This window comes from Acetobacter senegalensis, assembly GCF_001580995.1.
Lineage (GTDB): Bacteria > Pseudomonadota > Alphaproteobacteria > Acetobacterales > Acetobacteraceae > Acetobacter > Acetobacter senegalensis.
This window is the reverse complement of sequence record NZ_LHZU01000098.1, coordinates 1-23,829: the sequence shown is the minus strand read 5'-3', so window position 1 is coordinate 23,829 and position 23,829 is coordinate 1. Positions and strand designations below refer to the sequence as shown.

General features: G+C 53.5%; 23 protein-coding genes and 1 pseudogene. 12 read left to right on the top strand and 12 right to left on the bottom strand.

Translation table 11 applies throughout. From position 1 onward, the window contains the following. Window positions 1–504 precede the first annotated feature (504 nt). From AD948_RS03105 to AD948_RS03095, 3 genes are all read left to right on the top strand, one after another. Entirely contained in the window at window positions 505–1,584 is a 1,080-nt protein-coding gene (locus AD948_RS03105; RefSeq protein ID WP_248845901.1) for a PepSY-associated TM helix domain-containing protein, read from the top strand. A 215-nt stretch (window positions 1,585–1,799) separates the two neighbouring features. Further along, window positions 1,800–2,000: a hypothetical protein gene (locus AD948_RS03100; protein ID WP_061470630.1), complete on the top strand. Its 201-nt coding sequence runs from the start codon at window positions 1,800–1,802 to the stop codon at window positions 1,998–2,000. Between the two features lie 58 nt (window positions 2,001–2,058). After that, window positions 2,059–2,640: a DNA-3-methyladenine glycosylase I gene (locus AD948_RS03095; protein WP_061470628.1), complete on the top strand. Its 582-nt coding sequence runs from the start codon at window positions 2,059–2,061 to the stop codon at window positions 2,638–2,640. Here the strand turns inward: AD948_RS03095 and AD948_RS03090 are convergent, their stop codons facing one another. From AD948_RS03090 to AD948_RS03070, 5 genes are all read right to left on the bottom strand, one after another. Continuing rightward, complete coding sequence (locus tag AD948_RS03090; RefSeq protein ID WP_061470626.1) at window positions 2,641–3,243, bottom strand: glutathione S-transferase family protein; 603 nt, start codon at window positions 3,241–3,243, stop codon at window positions 2,641–2,643. It lies immediately after the preceding gene. A 392-nt stretch (window positions 3,244–3,635) separates the two neighbouring features. Continuing rightward, entirely contained in the window at window positions 3,636–5,255 is a 1,620-nt protein-coding gene (locus tag AD948_RS03085) for a TolC family protein (RefSeq protein ID WP_061470624.1), read from the bottom strand. After that, complete coding sequence (locus AD948_RS03080) at window positions 5,252–7,057, bottom strand: FUSC family protein (protein ID WP_061470622.1); 1,806 nt, start codon at window positions 7,055–7,057, stop codon at window positions 5,252–5,254. Before AD948_RS03080 ends, AD948_RS03085 begins: the two co-directional genes overlap by 4 nt. Then, the gene (mdtN, locus tag AD948_RS03075) at window positions 7,038–8,087 is read right to left on the bottom strand and encodes a multidrug transporter subunit MdtN (protein ID WP_061470620.1); all 1,050 of its coding nucleotides are present in this window, start codon (window positions 8,085–8,087) and stop codon (window positions 7,038–7,040) included. Before mdtN ends, AD948_RS03080 begins: the two co-directional genes overlap by 20 nt. Before the next feature lie 3 nt (window positions 8,088–8,090). After that, the gene (locus AD948_RS03070) at window positions 8,091–8,402 is read right to left on the bottom strand and encodes a YtcA family lipoprotein (RefSeq protein WP_082782273.1); all 312 of its coding nucleotides are present in this window, start codon (window positions 8,400–8,402) and stop codon (window positions 8,091–8,093) included. Between the two features lie 208 nt (window positions 8,403–8,610). Between AD948_RS03070 and AD948_RS03065 the strand changes: the two genes are divergently transcribed. Next, window positions 8,611–8,970 carry an ArsC family reductase gene (locus tag AD948_RS03065; RefSeq protein WP_061470616.1) on the top strand — a complete coding sequence of 120 codons (360 nt, stop codon included), beginning with the start codon at window positions 8,611–8,613 and terminating at the stop codon, window positions 8,968–8,970. Between the two features lie 55 nt (window positions 8,971–9,025). On the opposite strand, the gene bfr is transcribed toward AD948_RS03065, so the two are convergent. Continuing rightward, complete coding sequence (gene bfr, locus AD948_RS03060) at window positions 9,026–9,514, bottom strand: bacterioferritin (RefSeq protein WP_061470637.1); 489 nt, start codon at window positions 9,512–9,514, stop codon at window positions 9,026–9,028. 309 nt (window positions 9,515–9,823) lie between these two features. Between bfr and AD948_RS03055 the strand changes: the two genes are divergently transcribed. Beyond that, window positions 9,824–10,510, top strand: coding sequence for a Fe2+-dependent dioxygenase (locus tag AD948_RS03055; protein WP_039904506.1), 687 nt, complete (start codon window positions 9,824–9,826; stop codon window positions 10,508–10,510). Window positions 10,511–10,687: 177 nt separating this feature from the next. Here AD948_RS03055 and AD948_RS03050 read toward each other — a convergent pair whose 3' ends face one another. Together AD948_RS03050 and AD948_RS03045 are read right to left on the bottom strand one after the other, a co-directional pair. Beyond that, on the bottom strand, window positions 10,688–11,467 hold the full coding sequence (locus AD948_RS03050; protein ID WP_061470614.1) for a tetratricopeptide repeat protein: 780 nt from the start codon (window positions 11,465–11,467) through the stop codon (window positions 10,688–10,690). A gap of 71 nt (window positions 11,468–11,538) precedes the next feature. Next, entirely contained in the window at window positions 11,539–12,219 is a 681-nt protein-coding gene (locus AD948_RS03045) for an RBBP9/YdeN family alpha/beta hydrolase (RefSeq protein ID WP_086897705.1), read from the bottom strand. Between the two features lie 507 nt (window positions 12,220–12,726). On the opposite strand from AD948_RS03045, the gene AD948_RS03040 reads away from it, so the two are divergent. After that, on the top strand, window positions 12,727–12,930 hold the full coding sequence (locus tag AD948_RS03040) for a hypothetical protein (protein WP_006558805.1): 204 nt from the start codon (window positions 12,727–12,729) through the stop codon (window positions 12,928–12,930). A 254-nt stretch (window positions 12,931–13,184) separates the two neighbouring features. Here AD948_RS03040 and AD948_RS03035 read toward each other — a convergent pair whose 3' ends face one another. Beyond that, the gene (locus AD948_RS03035) at window positions 13,185–15,221 is read right to left on the bottom strand and encodes an FUSC family protein (RefSeq protein WP_061470612.1); all 2,037 of its coding nucleotides are present in this window, start codon (window positions 15,219–15,221) and stop codon (window positions 13,185–13,187) included. A 793-nt stretch (window positions 15,222–16,014) separates the two neighbouring features. Beyond that, window positions 16,015–18,279 (bottom strand): TonB-dependent hemoglobin/transferrin/lactoferrin family receptor, encoded by a 2,265-nt coding sequence (locus AD948_RS03025; RefSeq protein WP_156478906.1) that lies wholly within the window; start codon window positions 18,277–18,279, stop codon window positions 16,015–16,017. A gap of 233 nt (window positions 18,280–18,512) precedes the next feature. Here AD948_RS03025 and AD948_RS03020 point away from each other — a divergent pair, with 233 nt between their 5' ends. From AD948_RS03020 to AD948_RS03000, 5 genes are all read left to right on the top strand, one after another. Next, complete coding sequence (locus AD948_RS03020) at window positions 18,513–19,097, top strand: biliverdin-producing heme oxygenase (RefSeq protein WP_061470608.1); 585 nt, start codon at window positions 18,513–18,515, stop codon at window positions 19,095–19,097. 82 nt (window positions 19,098–19,179) lie between these two features. Further along, entirely contained in the window at window positions 19,180–20,097 is a 918-nt protein-coding gene (locus tag AD948_RS03015; protein ID WP_061470606.1) for a heme/hemin ABC transporter substrate-binding protein, read from the top strand. 12 nt (window positions 20,098–20,109) lie between these two features. Beyond that, entirely contained in the window at window positions 20,110–21,120 is a 1,011-nt protein-coding gene (locus AD948_RS03010; RefSeq protein WP_006558799.1) for a FecCD family ABC transporter permease, read from the top strand. Then, window positions 21,117–21,935 carry a heme ABC transporter ATP-binding protein gene (locus AD948_RS03005; protein WP_061470604.1) on the top strand — a complete coding sequence of 273 codons (819 nt, stop codon included), beginning with the start codon at window positions 21,117–21,119 and terminating at the stop codon, window positions 21,933–21,935. Before AD948_RS03010 ends, AD948_RS03005 begins: the two co-directional genes overlap by 4 nt. Window positions 21,936–21,947: 12 nt before the next feature. Continuing rightward, a complete protein-coding gene (locus AD948_RS03000; RefSeq protein WP_006558797.1) occupies window positions 21,948–22,262 on the top strand; it encodes an antibiotic biosynthesis monooxygenase family protein in 315 nt (104 codons plus the stop codon). A gap of 255 nt (window positions 22,263–22,517) precedes the next feature. Here the strand turns inward: AD948_RS03000 and AD948_RS02995 are convergent, their stop codons facing one another. Further along, window positions 22,518–22,823, bottom strand: a complete 306-nt coding sequence (locus AD948_RS02995; protein WP_061470631.1) for a SelT/SelW/SelH family protein — start codon at window positions 22,821–22,823, stop codon at window positions 22,518–22,520. Window positions 22,824–23,137: 314 nt separating this feature from the next. Between AD948_RS02995 and AD948_RS02990 the strand changes: the two genes are divergently transcribed. Further along, the gene (locus AD948_RS02990) at window positions 23,138–23,662 is read left to right on the top strand and encodes a hypothetical protein (RefSeq protein ID WP_061470601.1); all 525 of its coding nucleotides are present in this window, start codon (window positions 23,138–23,140) and stop codon (window positions 23,660–23,662) included. Window positions 23,663–23,721: 59 nt separating this feature from the next. Here the strand turns inward: AD948_RS02990 and AD948_RS18940 are convergent. Next, window positions 23,722–23,829: pseudogene (locus AD948_RS18940) on the bottom strand (TonB-denpendent receptor); the annotation flags it as partial.

Here is a 23,829-nt window from a genome sequence, read left to right as displayed (position 1 = left end):
TAACCTGAAGGCCGCAGGTTCAAATCCTGCCCCCGCAACCATACAAAATGATCAATATCATACACTCAGCCGCCCCATGGGCGGCTTTCTGCGTTCCAGATATATACCGCTGGATGCTCGTTGAACTGCTCAGTTTTTGCTTCGCTCCAAGGCCGCAGCAAGCTCAAGGGCATTCTGGGTGGCAGCACCAAAGGTCGTATTGTCGTAAATCATCCAGACCACCCTACCCAGTGCCGTGAAAGATGGGCCAAACTGGGCGTTCCTACAAAATTTGTCCATTTTGAAGAGTGAAAATTACCAACTTCTGCTGCCGAACTCTCAAAGTGGGGGCATGTCTTATTAAAAGAACTCCATTGGTTTTTATGTTTCTGATTTGTAAGAAATGTGAAAAAAACGCGATAATTTTGAAAAATTGAAAATCTAGACTGTAAAACCATTGGTGTTTTGGTGTGTATCATTGGAAAAGTGGATTAGAGCGAAAAACATAATCAAGGCGTTCATTTGATGTTTATGCGGGCGGTTGGTCTGGTTCATCGCTGGGTCGGGGCAGTGGTGGGAATAGTGCTTGTTCTTTTAGGGCTTTCTGGAGCATTTCTGGTTCATAAGGATGCATGGACAATCGTATCGCATAAGCATGATGCGGTTGTGCAAAGTGGCCAGCAAGTTGGGGACCTTGTTGAGCATTTCATGAACGCCGAAGGCAAGCATCCGCAGATGTTCGTCTTTGCCTCTCCTTCTTTGGGAGTGGACCGGTTGGCTTATGCCGGTGGTGGGGGCGCCTATACAGATCAGGCAGGCCGTGTTCTGGCTTCATGGGCAAGTGACTGGTCTCGTCCAGAATTATGGCTCGTGAGTTTGCATCGCTATCTGTTCATGCGTCCGCAAGGCGAGACATATGTAGGGATAGCCGGTTTTATTGGCATTCTCATGGTGGTAACGGGCAGCATTTTGTGGTGGCGGACCCGTCAGACATTTGAATTCCGGCTATGGCCCAAGCGTATGAGCCGTCCGGCCATCATACGGCACCATCGTGATCTTGGAATAATCATTGCGCCTTTGTTGCTTCTCTCTTTTATCACCGGCGTTTTGATGGTGTTCCGGCCTCTTAGCAACGTAGCATTCGGACCGGGGACGACCGCAGCACTTGCTCATGGCCTCAAGCCGCCCGCGTACCCTTCCGTCAAGCTTGGTAAGGATCTGGATTGGGTAACAATGATGGAAACAGCACGGCAGCAGTTTCCTCAGGCAGAGTTCAGAAGTCTGGCGTTACCGAGAAAAGAGAGTGGTCTGATCACCTTACGCATGCGTCAACCGGCAGAGTGGCTGCCAAACGGGCGCACCATGCTCTGGTTTGCCGCAGATACTGGCCGTTTGGTGGAAGCGCGAGATGCCATGGATATGTCTGTGCAAGCGCGGCTGTTCAATGATATTTTCCCGGTTCATGCTGCCAAGATTGGTGGTCTTTTTTATAGAATAATCATGACACTTTCTGGTCTTGGTCTCGCTATTCTCGGCGTATTCGCCATAGCGACCTTCTGGGGAAGTGGAAATACGAAAGCGTCTAAAAAACAGAAAAAAGCCTGATAAAATACAGGTTTACGAAATTTGATACGGATAGGGTTTTTAAAGGGTATTTTTAAATATCGTGTCCTTCGGACTATGATTACAGCAAGAAAATGGCGTTTTTGCCATATTATCTGAAACTTATGCCTCTGCACGGTGTTTAAAGAAGAGGACGCAGGAGCTTTTAGAAAAAGCTCCCTCCCTCAAGAAAAATAAAAAATGCGAAGGAGGAAGACATGACAGGCCTTCTCCATTTTTTCCAGCATCATGCTTGGAAAAATTATGTGGAAACACACTCTGATCTGGTGTCAGGGTGGGAAGATATTGATCCTCCGGCATCCCCACGCGGTAAAAAAGAAGGCGGCTTGAAAACAGTCTCTTCTTCTCTCTTTGAGACAGCGTGCCTGACGCAGGCACGTAATCTGAAAGAGGGCTGACAAGGATTGCGAAGGGAAGGGATAGCGTAAGGCGGCTTGTGTGCCGTATGCTCACAGCATGACACATCAGGTTGCTGAAACGCTTCCCCGCTGCAAGTGGGCTCAGACAAATCCGTTATTACGGACCTATCATGATGAAGAATGGGGGGCTCCGGTCAAGGATAGTCGCGCGCTATGGGAAATGCTTATGCTTGAAGGGTTTCAGGCCGGGCTTTCATGGCTGACAGTCTTGCGGCGGCGAGAGGGCTTTCGTAAGGCTTTTGCGGAATTTGACCCAGAACAGGTGGCTCTGTTTGATAGCCAAGATGTAGAGCGCCTGATGGCGGATGCCGGCATTATCCGCGCGCGCGCCAAGATTGAAGCTACGATTGGCAATGCGCGGGCGTATCTGGCCATGCAGGCACGTGGTGAGGATTTTGCCTCCTTCACATGGGGAATGGTGCCTGATGCTCCCATACGAAACACCACCGGCCAGGTGCTGACCCAGTCTCCTCACTCGGTCGCTCTTTCAAAGGCCTTGAAAGAGCGGGGTTTCAAGTTTGTGGGGCCTGTTATTGTTTATGCTTGGATGCAGGCTGTCGGCATGGTCGATGACCACGACCCAACGTGCTTCCGATATAAACACCGTGAAGCAGGGTGATCAGGCGGCGCTAAGATCCTTTGCCCATGGCATCGGCACAAAATCGGGTAATGCTTCGATTCTTTTCAACCATGCCTCAATATGGGGATAGTTTTCTAAAGAAATTCCACCTTCTGGCGCACGGGCCGTGTAAGCGTAACACGCAAGGTCAGCCAGTGTGGGGTAAGATGTGGCAAGAAATGCCTGCTTCTCCAAATGCGTATTCATGATCGCAAATAAGGAGTGAGCCCGTTCTTTTGCATCAGCGGGTTCATTTTTCTTGTTGAACAGGCTGACCATGCGGGCTGCAGCCGGGCCTTGGCGAAGTTCGCCTGCGGCAATGGAAAGCCACCGCTGCACATGCCCGGCCTCAACAGGGCCTTGTGGCAGAAGCGGAGAATTGGCTCCATATCTCTTGATCAGATAAATCATGATAGCGTTGCTATCTGCCAAAACAATATCATCATCTTTTAGAACAGGAACCTGCCCCAACGGGTTCATGCGTAACAGTTCAGGTGTGCGGCCTGTTACTGTTTCAAACTGGTATGTCAGTTTCAGCATGGAAAGCAGCAGGCGGACGCGATGCACATGGCCGGAAAGTGGCGTGCCATATAAAACGATCATTCGGTTGGGTCTCCGTTGGGGTGTTGCGATTATTCCTGTGTTTTGGGATTTTGACGAGTGACACTTTCGGAACGGTCTTCGTGTGAAGGATGAAACACTAACACGGATCGGTTAGAGGCACGGCTATTGTTTCTGAAAAGACGCGACACAGGCTGTACCGTTTCTTTCGCATCGGGCCAACGTCTCTTTGCTTTAGATGCCAGACTTTGCCAAAGGAAAGACGTTTTAGGGGTTATAAAAAACCTATAGTTCTTAAACAGTTATGCAATATCGTCTAACATCTTTGGCTGCTGATTGGCGAACCTTGAAAAGCGCGTGGTAAAATGACACGAGGCTTTGAACGGATGTTTGTCAAAGCACGGAATAAGGGTGAGCTTCTCTGCGGTGACGCATCACTCAGGTGCGGTTGTTTGGATGGAGCCTGTGGCAAAGGCCAGGCTGGATGCAGCAATCAGGGAAGCGTAATAGGCGTCTGATTTGCCAAGCTGAGCACTCAGTAGGCCGCTTTGAGCCATGGTGGCTTGTGTGATGGACCCAACACCGTTGCGGTAGGCGGCAAAAGCGGCATCAAATGCGGTCTGGGATGCTGTCTGGAGCTTGGTTGCGGCTGTGTAGGCGCTCAGACTGGCATGCACTCCGTTTTCAGCCACAATGATCTGTTTGACCGATTCATCAACAGTTTTGCGTAAAAGAGCCTGCGCACTATCCGCCTGATTTTTTACCTGCTTCAGAACTGCCGCCCGCATACCCCCATCAAACACAGGGACGGTAATACCGCCAAGAATAAGGCTGCTGAAATTGTTGGTGGACAGGTTCAGGGTGGGGGAGGAGTCAGATCCAACGCCGGGCACGGAAGAAAGAGCCAGTCTGCCTGTTGTGTATGCAACATTGCCGGAGACAAAAACCTTTGGCAAAAATTCGGCCTTTGCGGCGGCTATCCGATTTTGTGATGCTTTGGCAGATGCATAGGCCGCCAGCACATCTGGCCTTTGGGCCACGGCCTGACGCACCATGCCTTCTGTCAGCCGCGCGTCTGCCATTGTTAGCGGGCGGTTGGAAATATCACTGGTTTGCAGGCGGGTGTTTGGGGAAATCCCCATGGCGGTTATAAGCTCCAGATAGGTATTTTCTGCCGCATTCTGGGCTTGTACCAACTGAAGTTCAGCCTGGGCGGTCATCTGTCGGGCCTGTGTGACGTCAACAATGGTACCTTGCCCCTGCTTCAGGCGCATTTCGGCAGCGGCTTCTACAGCGTGGGCGTTGTTTACAGCCTGCTGCACAAGCCCGACGCGCGCGGCGGCTGCGGCATGCGCGTAAAACGCCAGAGTGACTTCATAAATTACTTTCTGATGCGCAGCTGTGAAGAGAATGTTGTCGGCAAGCTGTGCCTGCTTGGCGGCATTGATAATGGCTTCTCGCTTTCCAAAATCAAACAGCAGCCATTCCATACTCAGGGTCTGAACCTCGCCAGAACCGGAATTCCGGTTCCTGACACCATCTGTCAAACCTTCCGCCTGATTGATAAGGGCATTGGTATCAGCGCCAATCTGCCCCGCATTGCTCAGGCTTGGATTGCCACCATTGTTATGCTGGTGCGTATAACCGCCGACGACCGTGGCACTCAGGTGGGGTAGATAAGCGGTGCGCGTAATGCCCACGGCCAGTGCTGCGTCCCGAGCGGTGTTCCATGCAATACGGGTCGTAGGGTTGCTCGACTGCGCGATGTCTATCAGTTCAGCCAGAGAATAGGGGTGGGAACTGCTGATCTCGGCGTCCGGCGCGCGGGGGCTTATGGTCTGATTGGCTGGCAGCGTGAAACCTGCGGGAAGGCTCAATCCACGGCCTGTCCGGTTTTTGCCGGGCAGCAGTTCACCTTTTTCTGAAACATTGGGCTGCCATGGGGTGTCTGGCCGTTCAGGAGCAGTTTCAAGGGCCTCGTTGGCGCAGCCACACAGAAGAAGGAGGGTGACAGTTCCACAGAGCGGGACACAGAATCTGGAAAAATGCATCATTTCAGCAGTCCCTGCTCAAGCCGAGTAACCTGATGAGCGGTATCGGAGTGGAGGGCTGGGATCAAGGCGTCTTCTGCCAGCACGGCTGCATCCTGTGTCATGGAGTGGTAGGATTGCAGATGGGGCATGTCTGCCCGCATATGGGGTGGTTCCATGGCGGCGAATTCAATGGTCCGTTCTGCGGTGCCAAGGGCGGCCTGAGCGGCTGCGGCATGCACAAGTTGCTCTGCAGGAGTGGTGGCGGAACAGAGAGCATGAAGAGCGTGCAAAACGGTTTTCAACGTATCCTTGATTTTATCGTAGGCGCTGGTGGGCCAGATGCTGGTGAAAACCGCATAGGTCAGGAAATTGCCGAGAAGAATCCCGATAATACGGTCTCGGGCCGTGGTCATATCCGTGGTGGGGCCGTATCCCTTCAGATCAGAGAGGAAAAAAGCCAGCCCTATTTGCAATCCGGCATATGCAATGCGTTCATCACCCGTTTTGATCCAGCAGGCCAGAAGCGAGCCAACGGCCATCATGGCAAGAAAAGCCGCGCTGTTTTGCAAATGAGGCATCAGGACAATAAGAGAGCCAATCCCCATGGCTCCCCCCACCAGTGCGCCTGAAATACGGAGCGTAAGTTTGGAGATCATTTCTCCCATTGTGGGGAGCGCCACAATGAAACAGGTAATGACGCAGGTGTGGATGCCGGGCCACGCCAGAACCTTGAACAGGAAATAGCAGAGCATGACGGCAGCGGTGCCCTTTACGGCAAAGCGCACATGTTCTGGGTTGGTAAAGGCATCAGGGAAGAAAAAACCGGATGGCCCGCTTTCGTCTTTCTCAGCTGTTTGCGGTTTGTTTGACTGAGGCGGCGTTGTGAACGTTGAAAGCAGGGAAGCAAGGGAGTGCACAGCCGGAGAGGCACCGAACACAACGGGCATGGTGATATCTGTAGGATAATCACCTTTTTCAAAAATGGCTGCCATCTCTGAAAGGGTTTGAATAAGGGAAGGCTGAGGCTGTAGGGGAGTGTTTTCACGGCTTGCGGCATGGGCCAGAGCCAATGTGGCAACGCTGCTGTAAAGTGCGTGATGCAGGCATTGCAGATCCTGCGTACGCCAGAGTTTTTCCAGCTTAGCCATTTTGAGGGATTTCAGCATGGTGCCTGCTCCCTCTCGCAGCATGGCGGTGGCCTGCTCCTGCGCAAGGGCATCGGGATGCTGGAGCAGATGGGCGCTCAGGCGCAACCGCGCGGCAATGGCTTGGGTCAAAAGGGTTTTGGGGGAGGGGCAGATGAGCGCCCCCAACACAACCATCACCCCACCCGGAATGAGAATGAACAGGTCAGCATAGAGCAGGGCACGGGTGGCCAGTTCACCAACCGGTGCCTGATCTATGGCGATCAGGGCGTAAACAACAATCAGCGCCAGCATGTAGGCGACCGGTTTCAGCTTGCTGGCTGACCCAAGGAAAAAGAAACCGAGGGAGAGCAAGGCCGTGGCGGCAACCAGATTCAAGGGATGGTCCAGTGTGAGATGCACCAGCCCGAACATTAGAAAAATCACAACTGCGAACAGAAGATTAACAGCAATTCCCGCCACCACATTCGTGACGCGGTCTTTCTGCCAGAGCGCCAGGGTGACAAACGCGGGGAGTGCGCTTTCCGGAACCTGCCAGATCTCGCATATCAGAATGACAACGGTGCAGGCGCACGTCATGCGCAGGCTGTAGCCCAGTCGGCCGGGAGCGGGGTCACACACCAGCCGCCAGAACCGGGCCAGTGTCAGATGCAGGGTATCAGGGACAGGCAGCGCCATGGCGGATCTCGACTGTGGCCGTGGCTCCCAGACGGAGCAGGCGGGGGTCTGCCGCTTCCAGCTTGATTCTGACCGGGAAACGCTGCGCCACATGCACCCAGTCCATCTGGCGGGGCACCAAAGGCAGGGTAGCTCCAATTCCTGCGGAATCGGCAGAGAGCACGCCCCAGCCAATACTTTCTACATGGCCATGCAAGGCTGTGTGTTTGTCGATCATGGAATATACGGTGGCGCACGCCCCCGGTTGCACGGCCTTAAGCGCAATTTCGCGGATATTGGCGGTGGCGTACCAGGCATCGTTGGCAATCAGCGTGAACAGCACCTGAGACGGAGCAAGGATCTCCCCCGCTTTGACCCGCAGGCTGGTTACGTAACCATCTGTGGGTGCAATGACTGTGGTTTGCCGCAAGGCGTAGCGGGCCTGATCCAATGCAGCCTGCGCGGCCTGCTGGGCGGCAATGGAGCTTTTCAGGTCTCCAATGGCAATCTGCGCTGCCTGTTCCTGCTGCTGGCTTTGAGAAAGGGAGACGGACGCGTTGTTCAGCGCAACCCGCGCCTGATCGTATTCCTGCCAGGGAATGTAGGATTTTCCGGCAAGCGGTTTGAGCCGCTCCACCGTGCGGGCTGCCAGATCATGATTGGTCTGAGCGCGTTCTGTCTGGCTTCTGGCCACGGCGGCGTTGGCTGTTTTTACGGCCACAAGCCGTTGCTGGTTTTCTACCTCGGCCGAGGCCAGTGCCAGATTGGCTTCCCCCTGCCTTACCGCCAGTTCATAGGGTTCAGGGTCAAGCCTGTAGAGCACATCCCCTTTTTTTACGGCCTGATTGACCTGTACCCGCAAATCAACCAGCCGCCCCCCGACGGTGGAGGCCATGTGAACCAGTTCGGCATCCAGTTCCGCACTGTCGGAAGAGGGGTAGGCGCTATCCTGCCGAGCCACATAAACAGCCAGAGCAAGAGCGCCGGCAAGACAGATGCCAGCAATGACAATACCAACAGGCCGGGTTGGAGAAAGAGAGACTTTTTTCATGGGCTATGGCCCGAACGCTATCAGCCAGACCAGCAAGGCGGCGATAATGCCCAGAGAGACGTAAGTAAAAAGGCGCAGGCTCAGAACAGAATCGATTCCGCTGATCAGAAACAGCACACGCAGCCCGACAGCTACCGCTACGCCAATCATGCCGCAGAGCATCCAATCTGGAAAATAGGCGCCGAAAATGGAAAAGGTGGGCGCGCTCTGCGCGGTACAGCCACTTAGCAAAGGCGTGGCGCAGAAGCCGATATGGCGGGCGGAGGGGCGCAACATCCTGCCAAATTGGTCTGAATGAGTCTGGCCTGTCAACATCACCTGTTGTGCGGCTTCGGTTCCGCTGAGTAATGGCGGTGTTCCACCTCTTTCGTCAGATAAGACGTGCAGGATGTGCTGCCGGGCTTGCGGAGAGGGGGCCTCTTTATCCGGCTGGCTGCGCGGTTATGATGCAAGGCCGTGTTACGGCATGCGGAAAAGCCGCCTGAGGGGTGGTTCTGCTTTGTATGGGAGAGAAGGAACAAGAATGACGCAGTCTGTGACCCTGTATGGCATCAAAAGCTGTGACACCATGCGCAAGGCCCGTGCGTGGCTGGATGAGCACGGTATTGCGTACGTCTTCCATGACTACAAAAGTCAGGGAATTGACGCGGTCCATCTGCGGAAATGGATCAAACAGGTTGGATGGGAAAAGCTGCTGAACAAGGCGGGCACAACGTTCAGAAAGCTGCCGGAAGCCGACAAAACCAATCTGACGGAGGAGCGGGCCGTGGCCCTAATGGTGGCTCAGCCATCCATGATCAAACGTCCCGTGCTTGCGGCGGGGGATGCTCTGGAAGTGGGTTTCAAGCCAGACGCCTACGAGAATTTCTTCTCAAAGGCATGAAGACAACTGGCCGGACATGCAGCCTCCCACGGATAGGGAGGCTGCAGAAGACGGCTTATTCCTGATCAGGAGCAGCGGCAGAGTTGAGCTGAATGTAACGCTCAACGCCAATCTGCTTGATGAGGTCGAACTGACGATCAAGGAAGTCTTCGTGTTCTTCTTCGTTTTCAAGGATCTTCAGCAGAAGGTCACGGGAGACGAAGTCACGCACGCTTTCACAATAGGCAATGCCTTCCCGCAGGTCGGCCATGGCCTTTTCTTCCAGCTTCAGATCGCATTCCAGAATTTCTTTTACATCCTGACCAATCAGGATGGTGTTCAGGCGCTGCACGTTGGGCAGGCCACCCAGATACAGAATGCGTTCGATCAGCCAGTCAGCATGACGCATTTCTTCAATGGATTCTTCATATTCCTTTTTGCCCAGCAGGGTCACGCCCCAGTGGCGCAGGGTGCGGGCATGCAGGAAGTACTGGTTGATGGCAGTCAGCTCGTTTGTCAGCTGCGTGTTCAGGTGTTCAATAACTTTTGGGTCTTTAACCATGATCTGTCTCTTTGCTGGTGTGGGAGGAAATACAGTTTGCTGTCTAGCTGAGTGCAAAACAGGATGCAAATAAAAAAGTGGTTATATATCAATATTTTATGGGAATTAATTCTTACTATCAACATCGCGTTGCGCCCGTTTTTCGAGTGATTATTAACTGCGCTGCCAACGGTTCTTGCAATGCGTTTGCATCTGATCTCGTAAACACTTGATCATCTTGAGCTTTGTGAGGCAGCAGCTTACAAAAACCGGGTGGCGTCTGTTGGATGTCAGGCGGGGAAACCCGGTTTTTTATTGTCGGACCAAAACATCATGATGCTGCATATTCCCGATGTTCTTACCCCTGAAGAACTGGCGCATTGTCGCTCCGTTCTGGAAAAGGCGGATTGGCAGGACGGAAAAGCAACCGCTGGGCAGCAATCGGCCAAGGCCAAACATAATCTGCAACTGCCACTGAACCATCCGCAGCATCGTGAACTGGCAGAACTGGTGTTGCGCGCGCTTGGGCGGAATCGTGTTTTTAATAGCGCGGTGGTGCCGTTTCGCGTCGTGCCGCCCCTTTTCAACCGATATGATGCAGGCATGGCGTTCGGCGCGCATGTGGATAACGCCGTGCGGCCTATTCCAGATTCCGGCGGCATGCGCGTGCGGACAGATGTGTCCTGCACGCTCTTTCTCAGCCACCCGGAAGATTATGATGGGGGAGAACTCTGCATTTACGATGAAGCCGGGGTGCAGGAAATCAAGCTGCCCGCAGGTGATATGATTGTTTACGATACCACTGTGTTGCATAGCGTTGCCCCGGTAACACGTGGCAGCCGGTGGGCCTCATTTTTCTGGACCCAGTCCATGGTGCGGGAGGAAAGCCGCCGGCGCGTGCTGTATGATCTGGATCAGGCCGTCATGGATCTACGGACCCGGCTTTCTGATCATGATCCTGCCGTGCTGCAACTGGTCAATTGCTATCACAACCTGATGCGCCAGTGGTGTGATCTCTGATTCACCCTAAAGACTGCTTGAAAAACCTGTCAGGCTGGCGTGGTGGGTTTTTAGGCTGAATGCTCTTGCTGGTGCCAGCATATAGCCTTCTGTGCCTCGTTTTACATATCTGCCTTTTCAGACTCGGAAATTCTTCGCTTCGTCCTTCACGTCAGGTTTTTAACCCTCTCTAACGGATCAGACAGGCTTGGTTGCTTGGTCTTCCGGTTTAGGGAGGGATTGAAGCCGTTCCTGCAAGGCCGCGTAGAGTTCAGGCGCTTTTTCTGGTCCCAGCCGGGTCAGGGAGCGGTTCATGGCCAGGAGAATATCGGAGGTGGCATCCGGCAGTGCCTGTGCCCACCAGTGCAGGGCTTCTTCCGTTTTGCCCGCTTCCGCCAGCGCCGTGGCGTAATTGTGCTGGCCGCGATAATCCCCGCCTTCCGCCGAACGCTTGTACCATGCCAGTGCTGCTTGCCGGTCCTGTGGAATTTCCCAGCCTTCTTCCAGAAAACGGGCCAGAATATTCATGGATTTGGCGTGACCATTCTGCGCCGCTGTCTGAAAGAGATGAAGCGCACGCTTCAGGTTCTGAGGCATGCCTATGCCGCGCATGGTCAGAATGCCCAGATTATACCGGCCCCATTCATCCCCTAATGCAGCAGCGGCTTCATAATGTTGGGCTGCTTTTTGCAGGTTTTTTTCACATCCCCAGCCAAAATGGGCGCAGCGCCCCAGCATGTTGTGGGCGGGGCCATACCCTGCGTTGGCGGCCATGGTGAACCATATCAGCGCCTGGTGCGGATCTCGGGGCACATAAATGCTGTCCAGCAGGGTTTGGCCCCACAGCACCTGTTCCAGATGATAGCCGCGTAAGGCTTTTTGCCGAATGGCCTCAATGGCATCTGGCAACGGGGGCGGCGGAAGGGGCTGAGCCTTTTCACGCTTTCCAAACAGTTTTCGGACCACGTTTTTCGCCACTGCGCCTTATCCCGTCTCATGTGCTTTATATGAGAAGGATTATTATTAGCGAATGGTCGAGGTCTCAGCAATCAGGCGTGGGCGGGCATCTGCCCCGCGTGGCATGTCAGCGCCAGAGAATGAAGCGCGTTCAGCCCTAACGGCCAGTGGTCCACGCCCGAGTTGTTTCCAATATGCCCGACATATCCGGCATCAAGCAGGGAAGCGCCCCACCTTTTTGCCAGATGATGCGCACGTGCTGGGGCCAGCCAGGGATCATTCTGGCTGAAAATGACAGTGCTTGGAAACGGCAGGCGCTTGTCTGGCAACGGCAGGAAGGACGCAAGGCGGGCGGCATCCGGCCCTGTGCTTTCTTCTCCATCTGCCGGAGCAACCAGAAGAGCGCCAGCCACGGCGGATGTGGGGTGGGTAGCCCCATGATGAACGCTCAGGATGGCCCCCAGACTGTGCCCAATCAACAGCACGGGACGACGGCTTGCCTGAAGAGTCTGCTCCAGTCTGGTTTGCCAGTCTGTGCGTGTGGGGTGGGACCAGTCATCCTGCTCTACACGTTTTATGGAAAGGCCATGCCCCCGGAACACATCTTCCCAGATGGACTGCCAGTGGTCGTCATCGGACCCAAACAGGCCGGGCACTATCAGCAGATCAAAAGGAGAAAGGGCGCGTATCAGCGCGGGCGAAAGCCGTGGGGTTGTCGCCAGAAAATCTGGAGTCTGGGAATGAACAGTGGAATGACGCAGAGATGTTGGCATCAGACAGAACTCCTCTTCCCTATGGTCAGACCCGGGGGCTGGGTTTGGATCACCATAAGACACGATATTTTTTGGTGATACATTATAAAAACGAAAAATATAAGTTAAAAATTGCATTGGAAGAGGAATTTGGTAGAAATCCACCCCACGCGGAGGAGGAATTTAGTCTCGTTTTTCCTGAGGTTTAAAGATTATCATCTTGAAAACAAACGATAAAATAATTCAACAGTGCATTTGGTTCGCGTGAAGTTTAAGCACGAAATGGAATCGTTTTTAAATATTGACAGCACCGCTTTAACCGCTCATTGTGGCGTGGTTCCGGCAGCAGGGCCGGACGCTAATGAAAGGAGCGCTTTCATGGTGGAGATCAAGATGCGTGCCAATCGATGTTGCCAATACCGAATGTGGTGTTGTGGCGCATCTGAGCATGCGCTCTAAAAATTGCCGGTAGTGAGACTGCCGGCGGATACGGCTTTTTATAAGCCTTGTGTTCGAGGGTAAGTCATTATGTTGGACTCAAAGATTATTGAAATAGACGGAATTTTTCTGGGCACGGCCATTCAGGTCAAAGGGCTTGGCGGGCGGCGTTTCTACGCAGCGCATGAAAGCGTGCGCGCCCTGCATAATGCCGTAAAGCCTGATCTTGCCGTTATGGCGCAGCTTGTGGCCTCGCAGTTTCGCAAAAGCCGCATTGAGCATCTGGCGGCCTGAGATCCGAGATGTCAGATTGCTTATGTGAAGGAAAAGCTGCGGTCTTGCTGGGCCGCAGTTTTTTTATGGGTCGCATTTCGGCCGGGGCAGGAGCAACGCTTTAGCGGCTGGTTGAAACACCAGTTCTCGGTTCGGCGCTTATGGTGTTTGAACGCGGCGGTTTTCCCTCCAGCGAGACCACTTGTCCTCACAGCCACGGGGCTGTTTTCAAAAGTTCTCGCACCAGTTATTTATTCTGATAACTGGCGCGTTTTTTAGAATATTTCCAGATCCAGACACCGAAGCTGTTCAAGAATAGCGTCCAGCGTCATGCTGTTCTCAGGCGTTCCTTCTTGTGATGATGTGGAAAGCTCCTTGTCCAGTCGGGCGTAAAGGTCTGCCCTTTGAAGAGCAATGGCGGACGGCGGAGTGGTTTGTTCCAGCCACCATACGCTGGCGGCTCCGGCCATTTTGCGGAGCAGAAACAGAATTTCTCCACTCCTGTTCAGGTATTCTGCCCGACGTAGGCCTTCCACGCGCGCCTGCTGATACTGAATTTCCGCTTGGGTGCTGGTGGTTCCTGCTTTTCTGCGCGCGTGTTCAATGGTGCTCCAGTCCACCGGCTGGGGATTGGTGGCCAGAGCCGCATACTGCATGTTGGCCTTAAAAGCGGCCGTAATCAGCGTTGCCAGGGGCGGGCTACGCCGTTCTGGCCACAGGAGCAAGCAGGCGGCCAAGCCAACCAGACTGCCAATAATGTTATTGATGGAACGGGCTAGGGCCACATCCCAACCCAAAGCAGGGCTGACAAGATCAGTCACCAGAACAAAAAGCTGCGTCATGAACATCACGCAAAGGGTGTAGTTCACGCTGCGCAGGGCAATTGTGGCGGCTGCCAGCGGAAACACCAGCAACAGAATGCCCCACATGGGGAGCAATACGCCCATAATGGCGGCCAGAAGTCCCCCCGCAATGCTACCCGCCACGCGTTCAATGGTACGCGGCAGAGTGGTGTTAACCTGCGGCTGTGTCACCACCACCACCGCCATCATAGCCCAGTAAGCGTAAGACAGATCCAGTTTCAGAGAGATAGCGTAGGCCACCATAACCGCAACGGAAAGGCGTGCGGCATGGCGCAGAAACAGGCGGTTTGGCGGTGCAGGGCGTGTGGGTGCGCTTGCCGCGACAGGACGGGCTTGCTGAGGGGCCGCAGTCGGCGTCTGCCATGCAGCCTGAAGATCAGAAAGGGCGTTGGCACATAAACGTGCCCCTTTGGCAAAAAGATCGTCCTCTCGCTCTCCCACCAGCTTCAGAAAACGGATTTGTCTTTGCAGGGCTTCCGGGCGTGGTTTGGTGGAAAGAATTTCCCTGCCAACGCGTTGCAAGGTGGTCGCCAACAGGCGGATGGTGCGGCGCGCCAGAGGTGTAGGGGCGGGCGAGCCAGAGAGCATGGCGTGTTCAAATGCCATAACCGCAATAAAAATACGGTCGGCGGCTTCTACTGCTGGCAAAAGGGTTTTGCGGGTGCGGCTGGTTAGTGTGCTGGCGGAGAGCACTTCTATTTTGGCGCGTGTCTGTTCAATACGGCTGCGAATATCCCGCCGGTAGGCGCTGATGGCATTCTGGCGCATCAGGCTTTCCGGCTCGGCGGGCTGTGCAAATTCAAGCAGGCGGCGGGTCATCCGTGCCTGTTCCCGAAAAATGGCGGCGCAGGCCTGACGCTGCGGTGCATAGGGGTCTACCGGCCATGCCAGCATGCAGATACAGGTTGCCCATGCAGCACCCAGAATGAACAAACCAGAAAGATGCAAAGCTCCAATAGGGGTTTGCGGGTAACAGACAGCCACAACCCCGACAATGGCGGCGAGGACACTGATCTGCGTAGCGATGGCTCCCTTCATGCGGGCCAGCCCACACAGGAAAGAACACAGACCAACGCCAATAAAGGCAGGAAGAGTACCATATCCTGCAGCAGCCGAGATCACCCCGGTTATGACCGTACCCGCCGCCGCGAAGGTAAGCATGGTTTTAAGGCGTGGGCGTAGAAGCCCACCGGGATCAACCAGACATGTCCAGAACGCGGCAAAAGCAGACCACGCCATGAGCGGCATACCCAGATGCAGCGCCAGAAGCATCACGGTGCCAACGGCCACGCCTGCTCGTAACCCTTCCCGTATGGCAATCTGTTCCGGTGCAATGGCAATGGCGCGTACACCAAGCCAATGCGCCAATGCAGATGGCATGATACTGCCGGAAATTGCATGCAGTACAGGGTGTTTACGGGACAGAGCAAAAGACAGATTTTTTTTCATCGGCGGGGGCAGTCAATTCTGGGGCAAAAGGGGCAGTGTCGTCTGGAGTGAAGAATGGAATGTGAAGAGGATATAAAAAGCAGGTCAGTTTATGTGTATTGAATGAACAGAACGGTGATCCGTTCTGGAGAGCATTGCACAGCTAACAGGGGGAGTGCATTCAAATCCTGCGCACAACCTGGGACAGAATAATGGTGCTGCAAGAAGCAGGCCGTGAATGACATAAGCTGTGGGGGCTCATCAAAGGAACGATACAGTGAATGGGCTGGCCGTTCTGTCATGCCTGCCCGGACAATGCAACGAGTTTTGTTGTAACAAGGAGGGTTCGCGCTGAAAGGTCTGTGTGCTGCGGCTATTTGAGGAGTTGCAGGCAAGGGTGGGGTTACGGCTTTTGTTGATACCACGCTTAAGAGAACGGCATGTGTGATGGAGGGAGGCCCATCGGCAGGATGGAGCTTTCCTGTAAAGGTAGAGCGGCACACCTTGAGAGTATGCCACCTGAAAAGGCTCTCAGCCCCTGTTTGTTCTCAAGGTTATTTTGCTTTGGGATGAGCGTCTGCGTTCAGTCAGAGTGGGCCAGAAAGGCTGTTTGAAAGGTCAGTCAGGTAGTGCGCGAGTTTTGGTCTGCGGAATGCGTTGAATTGCCGTGAGAATGGCTTCGCGTCGTGAGAGCTACCTTTCAGCTTTAAAGACCTCTCATCAGCTCTCAATCGCGGGCTGTTCAAACAGGCTTTAAGCAAAAAGGGGTGCAGGATGGCTTATTCCTGCACCCCTTAGTGTAACGGCTCTGCGTTCAGAAATTGATAAGGGCGGTGACTTTGAAGGTTCTGCCCGGCTGCGTGTAGTAGGTTTTGGGCAGGGAAGAACTGTCGGGAATATCCAATGCATTATAATAGGTTTTGTTAAAGACGTTATACATGCCTGCCTGCAGGCGCAGATTTTTTGCAAAAGAGGGGGAATACCACCCTGTCAGATCAAATATGACATAGCCGGGCGTTTTGTTCTTGTTGGATGTGGGGTCCTGCACTTTGTCACGCGCAGCAGCAAAAGTGCTGGAGAGGCTGGCCCCCCAATTGGTCTGTTTGTAGCCAAACCCGATAATTCCACGGAACGGCGCAACAGAGTTCAGGTGCACTTTTTCATCGGTGTCCCGACCATCGGCATAGGAGAGGGATGTCCAGGCCTGCCAATGGGTGTCAAACGTCCAGTTCGCGCTCGCTTCCACGCCGTAAATCCGCACATGCTGGCGGTTGACGTATTCAAAAACACCCATGGGGTAATAGCCCCCAATACCAGCCGCAGCGGCGGTGGTGGTGATGTTATCAATAAAGTTGTGATAATAATTGTCATAGAAGGAAATGGTCGCGCCTCTTTCAGAATTTCCGTAGCGTGCGCCCACTTCCCACCCCCGGCTGGTTTCAGGTTTGAGGTTGGGGTTGCCAATATTCACGTAACTGCCGTTTCCGCCGTAGGTCAGATACAACTCTGTTGCGGAGGGCGCACGAAAGGCCTCCGAATACTGCCCGTAAAGTGTCAGGTTCCGCAAGACACGCGCTTCTGCCAGAACTTTTGGCGAGAAATGAGAGCCGCTGGAGCGATTGGGTTCACCCATATAGGCAGCATTGGACGTGTAGGAGGCTGTTGCCTGAGGGTTGCGTTCATACCAGTCAAAGCGGAAGCCGGGGGTAAGATGGAACCATTCATTCCGGCCAATGCCCATGCGGTCCTGCACAATGGCGCCAAGATCATTCCCATGAACGCGGGGCATATCAGACTGGTTAACGTGGAGAAAACTACAGGAATAAATGGAGGCAGTGCAATTGTCTTTCCCCGCCGCATATTGGCTGGTGTCCGTCATATAAGCCTCCCCGCCAAACGTGATGGCGTGATGGATCGGACCAGTGAACAGATTGGCGGTTGCTGAACCGGTTACGCCATATGATTGTACAGAAAGATTTGAGTCACGATCATATTCCCCTACCGGGGCGCTCAGCCGGTTGGAGGTCGTGTTCGTAATCATGTTCATCTGCTGCCAGTAGGCCAGAAAATGGCCTTCGCTGAACAGCGCGGTGGGGCTGGTGGCCTTATAATCATAATTGGCGGACACGCGGGACCGTTTGTTTTCCTCCCGTGTGCGATAGCGGCTGTAGGTGGAACCGACACTGGTGAGGGTATTTTCATCAGAATTACGATCAAACCACTCGCCGGTCAGCCCTACGCGGTGGCCGCCTTCAAAATAATGGCGGATCTTGCCCAGGAAGTTTCCTTGATCATAAGATTGCGGGTTCTTTTTGGACCGGGTGATGCCTGTTCCTCTTGTTTTGCCCATGTTCCAGATTTCACTACCATTCTGGTATCCGCCCTGAACGAGAAACACGGTGTTCTTGTACCGGCCCGCCAGCGCCTGATTCAGGTAGGCGCTCTCGCTGGAGCCATCATATGTCAGTTTGGACAGGCCGCCAAAATTCTTGCCATTTTTAAGAATATCTTCCGGGTCCAGTGTGCGGAGGGCCACAACACCACCCAGGGAGCCTGTGCCGAAGAAACTGGAATCAGCACTTTTGACAATATCCATCGCCCCAAGTGAGTTGAAGTCAAACGCCGCAACGCCGCCTTCCACGCCGCGCGCGCCATCATTGGCCCATACGGTTCTGACACCATCAATGGTGGTCAGCAGTCGGTTCTGATCCAGCCCGCGCATGTTGATGCTGAAATTGCTGGCATTGTAATTGACGGCAGCGTCTACGCGGCGTGCATAGTCTGACAAATTATCTACCATACGTTGCTGGAACGTTTTCATGGTTGTGGTCGTTGTTAGCACACGGGGTTTGCCAACGGCGCTGTAATCGGCATCGGGATCAATTTTCATTGAGTCGATAATGTCGGCTTTGCCATGCACCCGCACCGGCCGCAGCGTTACGGTGCTTTTCTGTGCGGTTGCCTTGGCGGGGGTTTGTGCCGGTGCGGTCTGTTTTTCCTCTGCCTGACGCGCAGGAGGAGGAGAAATCTCAGCCGCATGAGCGTCCACGGCGGAGATGGAAAGGAAAGTCGAAGCCATCAGAAGAGGAGGCCAGAATGCACCTGGCGCGCGATTGGTCATGAGAGACTCCGAGAATAAGAATTATTCGCGTTTAATACGAGGCGCGAGAATTCTCTGTCAATCTAGTTGCATATGATTATCATTTGCGATATAGAATCGGACAGGCGCCGGACACAGTGCGGGTATGGGGGGCATATGTTCACAGGTCCGGCGCCACACCTTCATAATAAAAAGACCGTAGGGGGCCGCACATGACGTTGCATTCACAAACTGGCCTGACCAGCGTGCTGAGGCAGTACACCCACGCAGCGCATGAGCGGCTTGATCACCGCATGACGGGTCTTGACCTGTTCTCAAGCCATGAGCGCTATACGGTCTTTCTGGTCGTGCAATATCTTTTCCATCGTGATGTGTCAGATCTTTATGCCAGAGCGGATGTTGCTGCACTGGTGCCAGATATGAACAGCAGAAACCGCCTTGAGCTTGTAGAGCGGGATATGCAGGATCTGTGTGTGCCTTACCCAATGGTGAGAAGAAACCCGCCTGTGGCTGGAAGTGTCTCAGCCGCTATCGGGTGGCTTTATGTTGCGGAAGGGTCAAAGCTGGGGGCGAATATTCTGGCAAAGCGTGCACAGGATATGGGGCTTACCGAAAATTTTGGCGCCCGACATCTTGCGCCGGATGCGCAGGGCCGGGCGTATGGGTGGCAGAGTTTCAAGGCCGCCGTTGATCACGCCCCATTGGATACCGCGATCTGCATAAGCCATGCGGAAGCTGCGTTTGAACGGGTGACGCAGTATCTGGATAGATGCGAACCCTACCTGCAGGCGGCGTGAGTTTATGGTTTTGAACGTGCCTTATAAAAGAACATCTTTCTCTAAAACGAGAAAGGTCACGTGCTACTCTGTCTCTCGCCGCATGATGATGGTGGGGATGGGGGCGGGGCTGGCTGCTGCTTTTGGCGGAGCGGCAGCCAGCGCACAATCATCTGATGCACAGCTACCAAAAGAAGTAACAGACTACCGGGGCAGACATGTTGCTCTGGGCACAGCACGGCGTATTGCCTGTATTGGCGGTGCGATTACGGAAACACTTTATGCCTTGGGTGCGCAGGACCGTATTGTGGCGGTGGATACCACCAGCACATGGCCGGTGGACGCTTTAAAAAACAAGAAATCCCTTGGCTATATGAGAAGCATTTCAGCCGAAGGGGTCCTTTCCGTTCAGCCGGACCTTATATTGAGCCTGAATGATGCCGGGCCACCAACCGCGCTTGAACAGCTTATGGCGTCATCCGTGCCCGTGATTATGGTGGATTCAACCCCTACTCCAGAAACAATTCTGAGCAGAACCCGGTTTCTGGCAAATGTGGTGGCGTGTCAAAAGCAGGGGGAAGCGCTGTGCCAGCGCATAACCCAGGGTTTTGATGCTCTGGCGCAATGGCGTGCAGCCTTGCCTACACCACCCCTTAAAGCCATTTTTGTTATGAGCATGCAAAATGGACGCCCCATGGTGGCTGGAGCCGGAACCGCGGCTGACAGCATGATAAAGCTGACTGGGTGTGTAAATGCGGCAGGCACCATGCATGGCTATAAAATGCTGAATGATGAAGCACTTATTCCCATGGCTCCTCAGGTTGTTTTGCTGATGGAGCAGAGTGCAGAACGGATACAGTCTGAATTAATGGGGACGGCGGCCTTCATGCAGACCCCGGCAGGCCAGAGCAAAGGGTTTGTGCCCATGGAAGGTGGTCACATGCTGGGATTTGGTCCTGACACACCGCATGTTGCGCTGGAGCTGGCCCAGAAAATCAACGTATTTCGTAAGCCTGCCTAAAGCTTTTTCAGAATGAATAAAAAAATCCTGTTTCTTGTTATTGTTTTTATATGTCTGATTCTTTCCATTTTATTTTCTCTTAATATTGGCGCAACCCATATTAACTTATGGGCGCTTGTGTCCTCCAGCGCGCATCAGGCTCTCAACCGGGAGGTTGTGCTCTCTATCCGGGCTCCGCGTGTTGTAATGGGTGTCTTGGCCGGGGCGGCTCTGGGCGGCGCGGGGGCCATCATGCAGGGCTTATTCCGTAATCCTTTGGCAGATCCCAGCCTTATTGGTGTTTCGTCTGGTGCTGGTCTGATCACATCTTTTTTGATTGTATGCGGCATTCCGGATCTTTTTCCGCCCGCCTATGGGGCGTGGAGCTTGCCTCTGGGCGGTATGATCGGTGGGTTTGGCGCAACGGCGCTATTATATCTTTTTGCCAGACGGCAGGGAGAAACATCCATCAGTACCATTTTGTTGGCGGGTGTCGCCTTTTCTGCGTTTTGTGGTGCGCTGACAGGCATCCTTGTTTTTCGTGCGAATGATCAGGCCCTACGAGACATCACGTTCTGGACCATGGGGAGTCTGGTGGGTGTCAACTGGTTCCGTGTTCTGCTTGTTCTTCCATTTTTTGGCATTTCCCTGCTCTGCACGGCAGGGCTGGCGCAGCCCCTGAATGCCATGCTGCTTGGTGAGGCCGATGCCAGTTTAATGGGTTTTCCGGTAGAGCGAACCAAGCAGTTTGCCATGTTGGCATGTGCGGCCTCAGTCGGGGCGTCTGTCTCGTTGGTCGGTTCAATAGGATTTATTGGTGTGGTGGTGCCTCATCTTGTACGGTTGGTAACCGGGCCGGATTACAGGTGGGTGTTGCCAGGGAGTGTGATTATGGGGGCCATGCTTCTGGTTCTGTCAGATTCCCTTGCGCGTATTGTGGCCGCACCAGCGGAGGTTCCGGTCGGGATTATCACAGCCATATTGGGGGCGCCGGTTTTTGTCTGGCTGCTGGTGCGCACCCATAAAGGGAGCAGTGTATCATGAAGCTGCGTCTTGAAGACTGTCATGTCGTCCGACAGAATAAAACCCTTTTGAAATCACTCTATCTTTCTGTGCGGGCAGGTGAGGTTCTGGCGATTATCGGCCCTAACGGTGCAGGCAAAAGTACGCTGTTGCGCGTGATGAGCGGCTCCGTGCAACCCACATGTGGCACAGTATGGCTGGACAACCGCAATATGGCCGAGTTCAGTGCGATAGAGCTTGCACGGCACCGTGCGCTCCTGGCGCAGGAATGTATCACCACAGCGCGCTTTTCTGTGCATGATCTGGTGGGTATGGGGCTAACCTATACCGGAAAACATCTCCTTAGAAAAAAGCAGAATCAGATTATAGCGTCAGTGCTTGATCGCGTAGGGTTGACTGGTTTTGCAACACGGGATGTTACAACGCTTTCTGGTGGAGAACGGCAAAGGGCGCATTTAGCTCGAGTGCTGGCGCAGTTGGAGGGCGGAATGGAAAGCCGGGGCGCGGGTGTTCTGTTGCTGGATGAACCTCTGGCTGCACAGGATCTGGCTCACCAAAAACTGATCATGGAATGCGTGCTGGCTTATGCCAGGCAGGGTGGGGGTATTGTATTGGTGTTGCATGATCTCAATTGGGCGGCTGCCTGCGCAGATAATGTTGCAGTGCTTTCCCAGGGGCGCTTGCATGCGCAGGGTAAGCCCGTTGAAGTTCTGAACACACGCCTTCTGGCAGAAGTGTTTGGCGTGCAGTCACGCAATTATGTGACTCACGTTGGTACAGGTCGTCCGTTTATTATACCCCACGATCTGATGGAACAGTCATCTTCACGAATATGAAAAGGAAACCATATGTATATCGCCATGAATCGCTTCAAGGTTCATCCAGATCATGAAGAGGCTTTCAAAAAACGCTGGCTTGATCGTGAAGTTCTTCTGAAAACTGTGCATGGATTTGAAAGTTTTCAGTTTCTTCAGGGGCCACGGTATGAGGAGTATGTCCTATATGCGTCTCATACTGTCTGGGAATCTTACGAGGCCTTTATCGGATGGACAAAATCCGAACAGTTTCGGGCAGCTCATGCCAATGCGGGGGAAGGTAAACCCCTGACAGTGGGGCCGCCTGTTTTTGAAGGCTTCCAGGTTCTTCAGAATATCACGAACTGAACAACTGCGTTTTTGCCTGCTGTATGATTTTTGGAACATGCAGCAGGCTTCTTTTTGCTATCAGTTGGTTTTGAAAATATCAAAATAGAAAGAAGCTGTTTGAAACATATGCGTGGCCTTATTGGCATGAAGGGGCAGCATATTCAGGCGAAAAAAGACGAGCCAGTCACAAGATAAAGTGATCAAAGATTTTTATCTGGCGAGAAAATTTAGTTTTTAAAAGAGCCCCGATTATAGGGATCGCATTCTCTTGTATCACTTCGGATGCGAATGGCGATCAATGTGACCGAGGTCACGTTCCGGTGCGATCACGTTGCGTACGCGTTGTTTCAGTTCTTTGACGTCAGGAAACCCTCCATCCTGTTTGCGTTCCCAGATAACGTGATCGCCCACGCGTATCTCGAACCGGCCCCCGGTATCGGGGATCAGAGCGACTTCTCCCAACTCCTGTCCAAATGTGGATAAAAGCTCCTGTGCCATCCAGCCAGCCCGTAACAGCCAGTTGCATTGTGTGCAGTAGCGAATGGAAACGCGCGGAGGAGAGGAGGAGAAGGATGTCATGGGCATACCACTCAGTTTGCAGCCAAAAGGTGCTGGTAAACGCAGAATGGACTCATAGCATGAGGAGGAACACAGGATGAGAAAATTCTGGAAGTTGAATAACACGCAGGGCAAAGACAGGGACGTTTGTCAGATCGCGAAAAGAACCTGAAGCTCTAACGTGACGACCTGATGATACAAAAAGACGATGGCTTCTGGCACATCAGAGCCTATTAGCTGCGCTTTTGGGATGGGTCGTAGAGTCCTGGTTGTGACAAAAATCTCATGATCCTTTACTGTGTTCGTCTGAATAGTGATGGAAGTCGGTGGTCATCATGAGCCATAAAAATATTGTCTTTTTTCTGTGTGCTATGAGTCTAGCTGTGCCGGAAGCATCCGCTTTTGCCGCATCTGAAACATGTGATGCCGCATCTTATAAAGTGCCTCCTGAGCTTTCAGGTTGGGCTCACCCTGTCGAGGGGAAGGCTACCGGGGTCCAAAAGACCTCTTCTGCATTTTCGCTTACGCTGGGACAGGCGGCTCAGGTGCCGTTGCTACCGGCATCAGAACGACAGTTCGTTTTGCAGTCAGGAGCGTTAAAACATCATTTCGATTTTGCTGGAATGGTGAGGTTCCATATTTCCAAGAAAGAGACGTATCGTGTCATGCTTGGCGGAAAGGCATGGATTGATGTTGTGTCTGACGGCAAATCTCTGGATTCAGTTGCGCATCAGCATGGCCCCGCCTGCTCAGGCATCGTTAAAATGGTCGATTTTATTTTGGAACCTGGAGACTATGTGTTGCAGTTGAGTGGAAATGCACAACAGGATGTAAAAGTTATGATAGTGCAGGCTGCCTGAAAGATAGGCCAAAAAAATGCCGGGGTTTTCCCCCGGCATTTTTGTGTGTTGACGTCGTTTTAGAAATCGACGCTTGCGCTGCCCATGACCATGAAGGGGGCTGCGATGGAGTAGGTGCTGCTGCCCCCCTTGATCTTGGTGCCATACACGCCGGTGGTGGCCAGAGC